Origin of the sequence: Phenylobacterium sp. (assembly GCF_041691455.1) — a bacterium.
Classification (GTDB): domain Bacteria; phylum Pseudomonadota; class Alphaproteobacteria; order Caulobacterales; family Caulobacteraceae; genus Phenylobacterium.
On record NZ_JBEPUO010000008.1, the window covers coordinates 74014 to 87259 of the forward strand.

The 13246-nt window shown below is 68.8% G+C and carries 17 protein-coding genes; 13 read left to right on the top strand and 4 right to left on the bottom strand.

The genetic code is table 11. The features are described from left to right. Complete coding sequence (gene fliP, locus ACESMY_RS12520) at positions 1-795, bottom strand: flagellar type III secretion system pore protein FliP (RefSeq protein WP_372784920.1); 795 nt, start codon at positions 793-795, stop codon at positions 1-3. Further along, positions 795-1070: a flagellar biosynthetic protein FliO gene (locus tag ACESMY_RS12525; protein WP_372784921.1), complete on the bottom strand. Its 276-nt coding sequence runs from the start codon at positions 1068-1070 to the stop codon at positions 795-797. The genes fliP and ACESMY_RS12525 overlap by 1 nt, the downstream gene beginning before the upstream one ends. Before the next feature lie 94 nt (positions 1071-1164). On the opposite strand from ACESMY_RS12525, the gene flgB reads away from it, so the two are divergent. The 12 genes from flgB to ACESMY_RS12585 all read left to right on the top strand — a co-directional run bounded on the left by flgB (position 1165) and on the right by ACESMY_RS12585 (position 10804). After that, positions 1165-1578, top strand: a complete 414-nt coding sequence (flgB, locus tag ACESMY_RS12530) for a flagellar basal body rod protein FlgB (protein WP_372784922.1) — start codon at positions 1165-1167, stop codon at positions 1576-1578. A 17-nt stretch (positions 1579-1595) separates the two neighbouring features. Continuing rightward, a complete protein-coding gene (flgC, locus tag ACESMY_RS12535; protein WP_372784923.1) occupies positions 1596-2009 on the top strand; it encodes a flagellar basal body rod protein FlgC in 414 nt (137 codons plus the stop codon). 12 nt (positions 2010-2021) lie between these two features. Next, positions 2022-2336: a flagellar hook-basal body complex protein FliE gene (locus ACESMY_RS12540; protein ID WP_372784924.1), complete on the top strand. Its 315-nt coding sequence runs from the start codon at positions 2022-2024 to the stop codon at positions 2334-2336. A gap of 103 nt (positions 2337-2439) precedes the next feature. Further along, positions 2440-2799: a nuclear transport factor 2 family protein gene (locus ACESMY_RS12545; protein ID WP_372784925.1), complete on the top strand. Its 360-nt coding sequence runs from the start codon at positions 2440-2442 to the stop codon at positions 2797-2799. 44 nt (positions 2800-2843) lie between these two features. Beyond that, entirely contained in the window at positions 2844-3614 is a 771-nt protein-coding gene (locus tag ACESMY_RS12550) for an ATP-binding cassette domain-containing protein (protein WP_372784926.1), read from the top strand. After that, positions 3611-5170, top strand: coding sequence for an ABC transporter permease/substrate-binding protein (locus ACESMY_RS12555; RefSeq protein WP_372784927.1), 1560 nt, complete (start codon positions 3611-3613; stop codon positions 5168-5170). Before ACESMY_RS12550 ends, ACESMY_RS12555 begins: the two co-directional genes overlap by 4 nt. 109 nt (positions 5171-5279) lie before the next feature. After that, positions 5280-5543: a flagellar biosynthesis protein FliQ gene (fliQ, locus tag ACESMY_RS12560; protein ID WP_372784928.1), complete on the top strand. Its 264-nt coding sequence runs from the start codon at positions 5280-5282 to the stop codon at positions 5541-5543. 22 nt (positions 5544-5565) lie between these two features. Then, positions 5566-6321, top strand: coding sequence for a flagellar biosynthetic protein FliR (gene fliR / locus ACESMY_RS12565; RefSeq protein WP_372784929.1), 756 nt, complete (start codon positions 5566-5568; stop codon positions 6319-6321). Between the two features lie 4 nt (positions 6322-6325). After that, positions 6326-7420, top strand: coding sequence for a flagellar biosynthesis protein FlhB (gene flhB / locus ACESMY_RS12570; RefSeq protein WP_372784930.1), 1095 nt, complete (start codon positions 6326-6328; stop codon positions 7418-7420). 114 nt (positions 7421-7534) lie between these two features. Then, positions 7535-9616, top strand: coding sequence for a cell cycle histidine kinase CckA (gene cckA, locus ACESMY_RS12575; RefSeq protein ID WP_372784996.1), 2082 nt, complete (start codon positions 7535-7537; stop codon positions 9614-9616). A 43-nt stretch (positions 9617-9659) separates the two neighbouring features. Next, positions 9660-10595 carry a DUF5996 family protein gene (locus ACESMY_RS12580; protein ID WP_372784931.1) on the top strand — a complete coding sequence of 312 codons (936 nt, stop codon included), beginning with the start codon at positions 9660-9662 and terminating at the stop codon, positions 10593-10595. Further along, on the top strand, positions 10592-10804 hold the full coding sequence (locus ACESMY_RS12585) for a hypothetical protein (RefSeq protein ID WP_372784932.1): 213 nt from the start codon (positions 10592-10594) through the stop codon (positions 10802-10804). Before ACESMY_RS12580 ends, ACESMY_RS12585 begins: the two co-directional genes overlap by 4 nt. Here ACESMY_RS12585 and ACESMY_RS12590 read toward each other — a convergent pair. Both ACESMY_RS12590 and ACESMY_RS12595 read right to left on the bottom strand, forming a co-directional pair. Beyond that, positions 10801-11379: a hypothetical protein gene (locus tag ACESMY_RS12590; RefSeq protein ID WP_372784933.1), complete on the bottom strand. Its 579-nt coding sequence runs from the start codon at positions 11377-11379 to the stop codon at positions 10801-10803. The two genes, ACESMY_RS12585 and ACESMY_RS12590, sit on opposite strands and share 4 nt — an antisense overlap. A gap of 19 nt (positions 11380-11398) precedes the next feature. Beyond that, entirely contained in the window at positions 11399-12295 is an 897-nt protein-coding gene (locus ACESMY_RS12595) for a phytanoyl-CoA dioxygenase family protein (protein WP_372784934.1), read from the bottom strand. A gap of 123 nt (positions 12296-12418) precedes the next feature. On the opposite strand from ACESMY_RS12595, the gene ACESMY_RS12600 reads away from it, so the two are divergent. Further along, positions 12419-13237, top strand: coding sequence for an SDR family NAD(P)-dependent oxidoreductase (locus ACESMY_RS12600; RefSeq protein WP_372784935.1), 819 nt, complete (start codon positions 12419-12421; stop codon positions 13235-13237). Positions 13238-13246 lie beyond the last annotated feature (9 nt).

Here is a 13246-nt window from a genome sequence, read left to right on the forward strand (position 1 = left end):
CTATGTCCCCGGTCCGTGGTGGAAACTCTCCACCAGGCTGCCCGCCACCAGGCGCCAGCCATCGACGAGGACAAAGAAGATCAGCTTGAACGGCAGGCTGACCACTACCGGCGGCAGCATCATCATCCCCATGCTCATCAGCACGCTCGCCACCACCAGGTCGATGACCAGGAAGGGCACGAAGAGCAGGAAGCCGATCTCGAAGGAGCGCTTCAGCTCCGAGATCATGAAGGCCGGCGTCACCACCCGGATCGGGGTGTCCATGGCGCTCGCCGGCTTGGGGATCTTGGAAAGCGTGATGAACAGGCCCAGGTCTTCGCGGTCGACCTGGCCGAGCATGAACTGCTTCAGCGGCGCGCCGGCGGCGTCGAAGGCGGCGGGAAGCTCCATCTTCTGGTTCATCAAGGGCTTGACGCCCTCATCGTAGGATCGCTGCAGGGTCGGCCCCATGACGATGGCGCTGAGGAACAGCGACAGCGAGATGATCACCGCGTTGGGCGGGCTCTGCTGCAGGCCGATCGCGGTGCGCAGCAGCGAGAGCACCACCACGATCCGCACGAAGGAGGTGGTCATGATGACGATGGACGGCGCCAGCGAGAGCACGGTCATCAGCCCGATGAGCTGCACCACGCGCTCGGTCAGGCCCGCGCCGGTGCCGAGGTTGATGTTCAGCGCCTGGGCGAGGGCGGCGGCCGGGAAGGCCAGGCTGGCGAGCGTGGCGACCAGGGCCAGCATGGCGGCGCGGCGCCAGTCCTCGGCGGGCAGGGTGCGGATGGCCTTGAGCAGTCCGAGCATCAGCCGCGTCCCTTCGGAACGTCGAGGGCGCTGACCAGCTGGCCCTCGCCCAGCAGCAGCAGCCGTTCCTTGCCGTCGCAGGAGACGATGACCAGACGCCGCGCCGGATCGAGCACCAGGCTTTCGACGATCGCCAGCCGGCGCTCCTTCCGGTTGGCGCCGAAACGGGCGATGGCGTCCGGTCCGAAACGGCGCAGGGCCACCGCGCCCAGCCCCACCAGGCCGAGGGTAAGGGCGAGCGCGAACATGGCTCTGGCGAAATCGGCGAAGGTCATGGGGCGCTTCTGCGGCTTCCGATCAGGATCGGAGCCCAGGAAACATGTGAGTCCCTTAAACCGGGGTTAACCCTGTTTCTTTAGATTGGGCCTCATGGACCTTGCGGACATTCCGATCTTCTCGATGTTGCGCGCCCGGATGGGATACCTGTCCGAGAAGCAGCGCGTCATCGCCGAGAACGTCGCCAACGCCTCCACGCCCGGCTATGCGCCGCACGACCTGAAGCCGTTCAGCTTCCAGGCCAAGATGGAGGCTGTCGTGGGGCCCGGGACCATGACCGTCACCCAGGCCGGACACATGCTGCCGCCGGGCGCCAAGCGCGGCATGGCCGTCAAGCCGGTCAAGGCCAAGGACTCCGAGACCACCATGGACGGCAACTCCGTCGTCCTGGAGGACGAGATGTTGAAGCTCAGCAACGCGCGGATGGACTATGACGCGGCTGTCGGCTTCTACCAGAAGTCGCTCGACATGCTGAAGATCGCGATCCGCAAGCCGGGCGCCGGCTGATGAGAGGCGCAACCTAGATGGCCGACCCCATTTCCAGCTCATCGCAGTCGATCGCGATCTCCGCCCTTCGCGCGCAGCAGTCGCGCATGCGGATCATCGCCGAGAACCTGGCCAATTCGAACTCCACCTCACGCACCGCCGGCGGCGACCCCTATCGGCGTCAGGCGCCGGTGTTCCAGGCGGCCAAGGTCGCCGGCGGCGTCGGGGTCAAGATGACCCGGGCCGCGCCCGATCCGACGCCGTTCCAGTCCGACTACGACCCCGGCAATCCCTCGGCCGACGCCCAGGGCTACGTGAAGAAGCCCAACGTCGATCCGCTGGTCGAGGCCATGGACATGCGCGACGCCCAGCGGGCCTACGAAGCCAACCTCAATGTCATCGAAACGGTGCGTTCGATGGATTCGCGCACCCTCGATCTTTTGAAGCGCTAGGGGCCCTAAGCCATGATGACCGCGCTTGCCGCCGCCAAGGCCTACGCCAACGTCCAGAAGGCGGCCGGCGTCGATCCCGGCATGGGCGGATCCGAGGCCGCCTCCGCCGGCGGGAGCTTCGGCGACATCCTGAAAACGGCCATGACCGACGCCATGAAGGCTTCGAAGAACGCCGAAACCCAGATGGCCAACCAGGTGCAGGGCAAGGCCCAGCTGGTCGATGTGGTGACCGCCGTGTCGTCCGCCCAGTCCAGTCTCGAGACCGTCATGGCCATCCGCGACCAGGTGATCGGCGCATATCAGGAAATCATGCGGATGCCGATCTGACGGCGCCCGCGCCGTTACCTCGCACGTAATCGCTTCGCCGCTCCGTCCGCTCCAGGATCGCGACGCCTTCAAGGCTCGTAACCCGCAAGCATGGAGTTCAGCGATGACCCCCGACACGATCGCCCAGCACTATATCGCCGCCTGGAATGAGACCGACGCCGAGCGCCGGCGCGCGCTCCTGACCGAGACCTGGTCGGAAGACGCGACCTACGTCGATCCGCTGATGGCGGGCCGCGGCCATGCCGAGGTCAGCGCGTTGATGGCCGGCGTCCAACAGCGCTTCCCCGACTTCCGTTTCGCCCTGATCGGCAAGCCGGACGGCTTCGGAGACCGCGTGCGGTTCTCCTGGGGTCTGGGCCCCGACGGCGCCGACGCCCCCATCAAGGGAACCGATTTCGTGCAGGTGGAGGGCGGCCGGCTCAAGTCGGTGACCGGCTTCCTCGACCAGGTCCCCGCCGCCTGATCGAGGCGTCGCCGCTTCCGATTCCGCGTGCTACGCCTTGGCCCATGGCGGGGGCGATCGAGCTTAGCGGGATCGAGAAGCGGTACGGCGCGCTGGCCGCGCTCGCCGGCGTCAGCCTGTCGGTGGAACGCGGCGAATTCACCGCGCTGGTCGGCGGCTCCGGCTCCGGCAAGACCACGCTGCTCAAAACCATCAACCGCCTGGTGGTCCCCGACGCCGGCCAGGTCCGAGTGCTGGGCGAGGACGTCGCCGCGAGCCCGCCGCACCTGCTGCGCCGAAGGATCGGCTACGTCTTCCAGGAAGTCGGCCTCTTCCCGCACCTCTCGGTCGCGGAGAACATAGCGATCACCCCGAAGCTCTTGGGCTGGGAGGGCAAGCGCATCGACGCCCGCGTCGCCAACCTCCTGGGCCTCGTCGACCTGCCGCTGGAGGTGGCCGGACGGCCCCCCGCCGCGCTCTCCGGCGGCCAGCGCCAGCGCGTGGGCGTCGCCCGCGCGCTCGCCGCCGAGCCCGGCCTGATGCTGATGGACGAGCCGTTCGGGGCCCTCGATCCTCTGACGCGCGATGCGCTGGGCACCGACTACCGCGCGCTGCACGACCGCCTGGGCCTGACCACCGTGATGGTGACCCACGACATGGGCGAGGCGGTGCTGCTGGCCGACCGCATCGTCGTGCTGCGCGATGGCCGGATCGTCGCCGACGGCAAGCCCGCCGACCTCCTGGCCCAGACGCAGGACGAAGGCGTGCGCGCGCTCCTGGAGGCGCCCAAGCGCCAGGCCGAACGGCTGCGCGCCAAGCTCGGCGGGGCGGCATGAGCCCGCGGCTCGCCTCGGCCTTCGCGCTGCTGCCGGAGTACCTCGGCTGGCATGTGCTGCTGAGCTTCAGCGCGCTCGTCCTGGGGGTCGCCATCAGCCTGCCGCTGGCGGTGGCGGCGAGCCGCAGCGCGCGCCTGCGCTGGCCGGTGCTGGCCGGCGCGAGCCTGATCCAGACCATCCCCAGCCTGGCGCTCCTGGCGCTGTTCTATCCTCTGCTGCTGGCGCTCTCTGCGCTCAGTCTCGCGACCTTCGGCCGGGGTTTCTCGGCGCTCGGCTTCCTGCCCTCGCTGCTGGCGCTGACGCTCTATTCCATGCTGCCGATCCTCAGGAATGGGGCGGCCGGGATTCTCGGCGTCGACCCGGCGATCCGCGAGGCGGCGGACGGCGTGGGCATGACCGCCCGCCAGCGGCTCTTCCAGGTCGAGCTGCCGCTGGCCGCGCCGGTGATCATGGCCGGCGTCCGGACCGCGGCGGTCTGGACCATCGGGGCCGCGACCCTCTCCACCCCGGTCGGCCAGACGAGCCTCGGGAACTACATCTTCGCCGGGCTGCAGACCGAGAACTGGGTCTTCGTGCTGTTCGGCTGCGCGGCCTCGGCCGGGCTGGCCCTGATCGCCGACCAGCTGCTCGGCTTGATCGAGGCTGGGGCGCGCCGCCGCGACCTGCGCCTGGTGGCCCTGGGCGCCGTGGGCCTGCTGATCGGCGTGGCGCTGGCGGTCGCGCCGCTGCTCGGGCTCGGCAAGACCGGGTCCTATGTGGTCGGGGCCAAGAACTTCTCCGAACAGTACATCCTGGCGGAAGTGATCGCCGGCCGGCTGGAGAAGGCCGGCGCCCAGGTCAGCCGCAAGGAGGACCTCGGCTCGGCCGTCGCCTACCGCGCGCTGGCGGCCGGTGAGCTGGACGTCTACGTCGATTACTCCGGAACTTTATGGACCAACGTCCTGAACCGGAAGGATAATCCCGGTCGCGCTGAGGTGTTGAAACAGCTTACCGCCGAGCTGAAGCGGCAGGACGGCGTGGTGGTGTTGGGCTCGCTCGGCTTCGAGAACGCCTACGCCCTGACCATGCGTGCCGACCGGGCAAAGGCGCTGGGCGTCGCCTCGATCGCCGACCTCGCCCGCGAGGCGCCGAAGCTCACCCTGGGCTCGGACCTGGAGTTCCTGTCGCGGCCGGAATGGAAGGCGGTCGAGACGGCCTACGACCTGCGGTTCAAGACCAAGCGGTCCTACCAGCCGACCTTCATGTACCGCGCGCTCCAGGGTGGCGAGGCCGACGTGATCAGCGCGTTTTCGTCCGACGGCCGGATCGCGGCGCACAGGCTGATGATCCTGAGCGACCCCAAGGGGGCCATCCCACCCTACGACGCGGTGGTGCTGATCTCGCCGAAGCGCGCCGGCGACCGCCGGCTGACCGAAGCGCTCAAGCCCCTGGTCGGCAGGATCCCGGTCCAGGCGATGCAGGCCGCCAACTACAGCGTCGACCGCGACCAGGGAAAGGCCAGTCCGGCAGAGGCCGCGCGGGCGCTGGAGACCGCGATCACGGCGCCGCCGCGCTAGGGGAAAGGCGGCAATTTCTGCCCGGTCCGTAGCCTTTCATTAACCATGCCCGACCATGGTGGCGAGGTTCGCAGGTGCGCGAATTCGTCAAGCATTCCAAGAGGTCTTCATGAGCGGCGCCGAGGTTCTTGACGTCGGGCGCGACGCCATCTGGCTCACCATCCAGCTGTGCGCGCCGGTGCTGATCGTCGGCCTGGTGGTCGGCGTCGGAATTGGCCTCCTGCAGGCGCTGACCCAGATCCAGGAAGCCACCCTGGTCTACGCCCCGAAGATCGTCGCCATCTTCATCTCGCTGCTGATCTTCCTGCCGCTGATGGGCGCCCTGATGAGCGGCTTCATGCGCCAAATCGCTGCGCGCATCGCGGCCATGTAGCGGCCGGGCAAGCCCGCGCCCCATGGAACACTACGCCACCGCCCAGCAGGTGTTCGTCGCCGGCCTGGTGTTCGCCCGGGTGGGCGCCATCGTCATGCTGATCCCGGGCCTGGGCGAGACCTTCATTCCGGTGCGCATCCGCCTGTCGCTGGCCCTGTTGTTGGCGCTGGTGCTGTTTCCGATTCTCAAGGGGGGCACGCCGCCGGTCCCGACCGAGGTCAGCGGCGTGGCGCTGGCGGTCATCAAGGAAACCGCCATCGGACTGATGATCGGCGGCATCCTGCGGATGTTCATGGCCTCGCTGGCCTCGGCCGGGGAGATCATGTCGATCCAGACGACGCTCGCCTTCGCCCAGACCGCGAACCCCACGCAGGCCTCGCCCTCCACCTCGCTAGGCACCTTCCTTGGCCTGATGGGCATCCTGCTGATCATGACCACCAACCTGCACCACCTGTTCCTGTCGGCGATCGTGCGCTCCTACACGATCTTCCCGTTCAGCAAGGACATCCCGCTGGCGGACGCCAAGGACCTGGCGGTGCAGACCATGAGCCGGTCCTTCGCCCTGGGCCTGCAACTCTCCGCGCCGGTGGTGGCGCTGTCCTTGATCTTCAACATCGCCACCGGCCTCGTCGGGCGGGTGATGCCGCAGTTCCAGATCTTCTTTGTCGCCACGCCCCTGATGGTGCTGCTCGGCCTGTCGGTCTTCGCGCTCAGCCTGGGCGTCATCGGCATGGTCTGGGTCGACCACTACCGCGACCTCCTCGCGGTGTTTGCGTGACGCCATGAGCGACGCTGACGCGGCATCAAAAACAGAAGAACCGACATCTCGCAGGCTGCAGCAGGCCGCCGAGAAGGGCGAGGTCGTCAAGACCCCGGATCTGCCCGCCCTGGCCTCGCTGGCGGCGGCCTCCAGCGTGGTCGCCCTCGGCGGCGGCGGCTTCGCCAACCACATGGTCGTGGCGCTGAAACCCTTCCTCGCCGAGCCCGAGACCATGGTCCTTGGCGGCCAGGGTGGCATGCACGTGCTCTATATCTCGCTCATGGCCGCCGCCCCGCCCATGGCCGCCGTCCTGGCCGCGGCCTGCGTCGCGGGCGTGGCCGCCAACCTGGTCCAGACGGGGTTCTCGTTCCACCCGGAGAAGCTGGCCCTCGACTTCAGCAAGCTATCCCCGACCGCGGGGTTCAAGCGGGTCTTCGGCCTCGACGGGGCGGCGCAGTTCTTCAAGTCGCTGGTCAAGGTCTTTCTGACCGCGGTGCTGGCCTGGTGGGTGCTGCATCCGCATCTGCCCGAGCTGGAGAACCTCTCGGGCATGGAGCCCGTCGCCATGATGGGCTTCGCCACCGATATCCTGCGCCGCCTGCTGTTCGCGGTGGTGGCGTTCCTGCTGATCGTGGCCGGGGCCGACTGGTTCTGGCAGCGCCAGCGGTTCATGAGCCGCATGCGGATGACCAAGGAAGAGGTCAAGGAGGACTTCAAGACCTCCGAAGGCGACCCGCACATCAAGGCGCGCCAGCGGCAGCTGCGCAACGAGCGCTCGCGCCGCCGCATGATCCAGGCCGTGCCCGGCGCGACCGTGGTGGTCATGAACCCGACCCACTACGCCGTGGCGCTGAAATACGACGCGGACGAGACCCCGGCCCCGATGTGCGTCGCCAAGGGCATGGACAGCCTGGCCTTGAAGATCCGCGAGGTCGCCGAGGCGAACGGGGTGCCGGTGATCGAGGACGCGCCGCTGGCGCGCGCCCTCTATGCCGCCGTCGATGTGGACGAAGTGATCCCACCGGCGCACTACGAGGCGGTGGCCAAGATCATCGGCTTCATTCTCAACGCCGGGCGCAAGGCCGCGGCCCGGACGCTTCGCAGCGGCGCCCTGTAACGCGACGACCGCTGTGAGAGAATGCATATGAGTGATTCGCTGGGCGAAGCCGCCCGACAGCCCCCTCTGACGGGAAAAGGAGGGCGGGTGCGCAAGGAGGCGCCGTCGCCGGCCATGGCCGAGCCACAGGTCCGCAAAGCCCGCAAGGGCCGGTTCGACCCGTTGACGGCCGCCGCGGTGGTCTTCTTCCTGATGGCGGTCGTCTTCGCGGCCGCGCCGGCGATGAACGCCGGGCCGGTGACGCTCGCCGGCCTGCTGCTGCTGATCGGCCTGGCGTTCTTCGCCTGCCTCGGCCTCTTCGTCCTGCGCGGATCGGCCGAGGCCTCCAGCGAGAGTGAGCCCGCTGGGACGGGGTTCATCGACGCCCTGAGCGAGCCCGCCGCCATCGCCGCGCCCGACGGACGGGTGCAGGCGGCCAATGCGGCCTGGAAATCGGCCATCGGCCTCGCCAACCGCCTGCCTAAGTCCGGCGCCTCGGGCTCCAGCCTGTTCGCCGCGCTCACCGCCGCCCGCCGTGGGGAGATCAGCCGCGCGGCGATCAAGGCCGGCGGCGTCGAGCACGAGGCGATCGTCTCGCCGCTGGGCGCGCGGCGCTTCCTGGTGCGCCTGACCGGCAGCGCCACCGGCGCGCTGGCCTTGCCCTCGGCGGCCCTGGAAGTCCTGACGGCGTTTTCCGGCGCGGTCCCGCCGCCGCCCAAGGTGCTCGACGCCTTCGCCGCGGCCTCGCCGTTCGGCGCGGCGCTGCTGGAGGGCGACGACCCCTTCGAGGCCAAGATCGTCGAAGCCAATCCGGCGCTGAAGGCGGTGGCCGGCGGCGGCGAGAAGGGCCAGGCCTTCGGCGACCTCATCGAACCGGCGAGCCGGGCGGACGCCGCCCACAAGCTGGCGGCCGGCCAGGGCTCCGGCGCCCCGGTGGAGATCCGCCTAGCCTACGACCCCACCCGCATCGCCCACCTCTACCTTTCCAAAAGCGACGGCCGCTGGGTGGCCTATCTTGTGGACGTTTCCGAGCAGAAGCAGATCGAGCTGCAGCTCGCCCAGAGCCAGAAGATGCAGGCCATCGGCCAGCTGGCCGGCGGCGTGGCGCACGATTTCAACAACCTGCTCACCGCGATCTTCATGCAGCTCGACGTGCTGGCGACCCGCCACCCGGTGGGCGACCCCTCCTACGAGGGCCTGAACGAGATCAAGCAGACCTCGACGCGCGCCGCCGACCTGGTCCGCAAGCTCCTGGCCTTCTCGCGCAAGCAGACCGTGCAGCGCGAGATCCTCGACCTGGGCGAGCTGATCAGCGAATTCGAGGTGCTGCTGCGCCGGGTGCTCTACGAGGACGTCAAGCTGACCACCGACTACGGCCGCAACCTGCCGCTGGTGCGCGCCGACCGTGGCCAGCTCGAGACCGCGGTGATGAACCTGGCGGTCAACGCCCGCGATTCCGTCCGCGCCCACGGCGGCGGCTCGGTAAGGATCCGCACCGCCCGCGTCACCCAGGAACAGGCCCAGGGGCTCGGCTATCCGACCGCCGAGGGCGACCAGGCGCTGATCGAGGTTTCCGACGACGGGCCCGGCATCCCGCCGGCGGTGCTGGACAAGATCTTCGACCCCTTCTTCACCACCAAGCCGGTGGGCGAGGGGACGGGCCTGGGCCTCGCCACCGTCTACGGCATCGTCAAGCAGTCGGACGGCTGGATCGCGGTCGACTCCAAACCTGGCGAGGGCGCGGCCTTCCGCATCTTCCTGCCCGTTCACATCCCCAGCGCCATGACCACGCCGGTCGCCATCGCCGCCGCGCCCAAGCGGCCGGTGGCCCGCGACCTCTCCGGCGCCGGCCGCATCCTCTTCGTCGAGGACGAGGACGCCGTGCGCGGCGTGGCCGCCAAGCTGCTGCGGGCCCGCGGCTACGAGGTCATCGAGGCGGCCAGCGGCGAGGAAGCCCTGCTGCTCGCCGAGACCCACGCCGGAACCATCGACCTGATGATCTCCGACGTGGTGATGCCCGGGATGCAGGGCCCCGACCTCCTGAAACAGGCCCGCTGCTATCTGGGCGCCGCGCCGGTGATGTTCATCTCGGGCTATGCGGAGAGCGAGTTCTCCGACCTGTTGGAGGGCGAGGCCAACGTCTCCTTCCTGCCCAAGCCCATCGACATCAAGACCCTGGCCGAGCGGGTGAAGCAGGAACTGCAGAAGGCCGCCTGAGGCCCGTCTTGCCTTACCGGCGTCGCCGCCCCAATCATGCGGCATGAGCGATCTGAGCGCCTCCGACGACTGGCCTGCGCTCGCCTATGACGACTGGGCCGAGACGGCCGGGACCCTGCACCTCTGGACCCAGGTGGTCGGCAAGGTCCGCATGGCCCTGACGCCGCCGGTGAACCACTGGTGGCACGTCCCGCTCTATGTCAGCGCGCGGGGCCTCACCACCTCGCCGATCCCGGTCGGCGGCCGCAGCATCGAGATCGTCTTCGATTTCCTCGAACACCAGTTGCGGATCACCTGCAGCGACGGCCAGCTTGAGGCGATCCCCCTGCGGCCGATCAGCGTCGCCCAGTTCTATCGCGAGACCATGGCCGCGCTCGGCCGCCTCGGCGTCGAGGCGGAGATCTGGACCACGCCCTGCGAGATCGAAGGCGCGATCCCGTTCGAGGCCGACGAGGTCCACTGCGCCTATGACGGCGCGGCCGCCCAGCGGTTCTGGCGGGCGCTGGTGCAGGCAGACCGGGTGATGAAGGCCTTCCGCGCCCGGTTCATCGGCAAGGCGAGCCCGGTGCACTTCTTCTGGGGCAGCTTCGACCTGGCGGTGACGCGGTTTTCCGGCCGCCGCGCACCGCGGCATCCGGGGTCTCCGCTCGCGCCGGCGTCGGTGGCGGTCGAGGCCTATTCGCACGAGGTCTCGAGCTGCGGCTTCTGGCCGGGCGCGCCGGGCATCCCGCCGCTGTTCTACGCCTACGCCTATCCCGAGCCGCCGGGGTTCGCCGACGTGCGCGCGCGGCCGGCGGAGGCCGACTGGTCGGCGGGCCTGGGCGAGTTCGTGCTGCCCTACGAGGCCGTGCGGACCGCCCGCGATCCCGATGCGGCCCTGCTGGAGTTCTTCCAATCGACCTATGAGGCGGCCGCCGACCTGGCGAGTTGGCCGCGCGACGAGCTTGAGCGGGCTGCGCCGCAAGGAGAGGCCACATGAGCGAACCCGTCCCGACGAAGCGCCCGTGGCCGCTGGCCGCCTGGATCGCCGCGGCCGTGGGCGCCACCGCGGTCGGCGCCTTGGCCGTGGGGGCCGTCTCCATCGGAGCGCTGGCGATCGGCCGCCTCGCGGTAGGCCGGGTTCGCGTCAGGCGGCTGGAGATCGACGAGCTGACGGTGAAGCGGTTGAACGTGCTCGGCGACGACTAGGCCTCCGCCGGCTGCGACTTCCGCACGAGAAGCTGCATGCGCCATTCCGTCAGGACGTTGTTGCGCGACCGGACGATCTCTTCGATCGCGGCCTCGGTGAGTTCTCCCGCCTCGACCTGGGTGCGATAGGGCTCCGCGAGCACCCCTCGATAGGCGGCGACCTTGAAATCCACGCCGTTGTAGAGGGCCAGCGGCGAATTCGCGGCGCCCTTCTCCCGCCATTCCTCGTTGGCCTCGCGGTCGAACAGGGTCAGCATCGGCGGCGAGATCGCCCGGACGTGGGTCGGGTCGTTGATGAAGTTGTCGTGGCGCGGATGCGGCACGTGGATCATCACCGAGGCGTTCGGCGCGCAGATCCGGTAGAGTTCGCGCATGATGGCGAGGAACACCTTCGGATCGCCGCCCATGTGCTCCAGCGAATGGATGAAGAGCACTTCCTCCGCGCAGTTGTCGGGCCAGGGCCAGGGCGTTTGCTCGAGGTCCCAGACCTCATCCGGCCGGCAGGCGGGGGACGCATCGACGTTGACATAGCCCGGCCGCGGGTTCTGGCCGCTGCCCATGTTGAACTTCAGCACGCTTCGGTTCCCTGACGCGTCACGCGGGATTCAGTCCCGCCGTCGCGCGTACCTGCCCGCCATAGGGCGACAAGTCGATCCCCGGATAGCGCAGCGCCACGTCGCTCAGGGTCTGGGCGTTCCAGTAGGGATCGCCGGCAGGCGGCCAGCCGAAGAGGTCGCGCTGGCGGGGCGTCATGTTGACCATCGCCTCTTTCCAGCCGGGGTTGAGCGTGCGGTCGGGCCAGGCAAGCTTGCCCTGCCAGCGCCAGCCGCGCGGCTTGAAATCGATCGGCATCACGAACCGCGAACGCCCCGGCGCCTTGAAGTTCGAGCCCCGGTGAAAGACGTCGGTCTTGTAGATCAGGATCGTGCCGGCCGGCCCGGTCACCGAGACCTCGTCCTCGAAGAAGTCGCCCATCTCCGTCTGAGTGACGCCGATCGGGACCTGGCGGGTCTTCTCCAGCGGCACCGCCTTGGTCGGGCCGTCGAGCTCGGTGACGTCGGAGAGCAGGATGAAGCAGGTCATCTGCGGCATCAGCTGGTCGGCGCGCGGCACCACGATGGTGTGGTTCTCGTAGTCCCGGTGATGGTGCTGGTCGTAGTCGATGGCCCCGGCGTACTTGGCCCAGAGCTCGATCTTGTAGCAGTCGATCTCGGTGGTCCGCAGGAACCGCTCGGCCGCATCGATCAGGTCGGGATAGACGGTCACCTTGTTCAGCGCCCAGGACGGGTAGGGGAAGAACCGCAGGCCCGCGAACTGGCTCTTGGCGAACTTCGGATGGGCCTCGGGATCGGCGAAATAGGCTTCGGGCCGTGGATAAATCTCCCACAGCGCGTCCTGGGCGTCGCTCAGGGTCGTCTTGTCGAGAAAGCCTTCGACCACGGTGAAGCCGCGGTCGAACACCTCAGCCAGGTTCTTGTCAGGAATACGCATGGCGCCAGTCAACCGCCCCCGAGCCGCTGGCGCAACCGGCCTTGCGCTTCTCCCGCCTTGCCTTGGGCCGCCAGCCGCGCGAGCCTTGCGACATTAGAACAAAATACATTTGGAGGACCGGCCATGAGTGAGCCCCGCATCAATCCCAATGGCCCGCTGAAGGGCAAAAACGCGCTGATCACGGGCGCCAGCCGCGGCATCGGCGAGGCCATCGCCGCCAGGCTCGCCATGGAAGGCGCCAATGTCGTGGTCTCCGCCCGCACCGCGGAGAGCGGCGAGAGCCGGCTGCCGGGCACGCTCCACGAGACGGTCGACCGCATCAAGAAGGCCGGCGGCCATGCCGCCTTCATCAAGGCCGACCTTGCCCAGGCGGTCGAGCGCGAGCGGTTGATCGAGGAAGCCGTGGCGACCTACGGGCCGATCGACATCCTGGTGAACAACGCGGCGATCACCTACTTCATGCCGGTCACCGAATTTCCCGAGAAGCGCTTTAAGCTGATGATGGAGGTGCAGGTCTATGCGCCGTTCCACCTGTCGCAGCTGGTCCTGCCGTCGATGCGCGAGCGCAAGCAGGGCTGGATCGTCAACATCTCCTCCGGCGCCGGCCTGCATCCCAAGGCCCCCTACACGCGGCGCGGCGGCGGCACGGTCTACGGCATGTGCAAGGCCGCGCTGGAGCGGTTCACCACGGGCCTCGCCTCGGAGGTCTATGACGACGGCATCGCCGTGAACGTGGTCTCGCCCGGCCTCGTCGACACCCCCGGCGTCGCCGTGCACGGCCTGATCAATGAGGCGACGAAGGATCGCGTGCAGCCGATCAAGTTCATCGCCGAAGCGGTCTATCGGCTGGCCTCGGGCGATCCCAAGACCCTCACCGGGACCATCAACTACGCCGAGCCGTTCCTGAAGGAACAGGGCGTGCAGCCGGCCGAACTGGTCTGAGGGACGAGC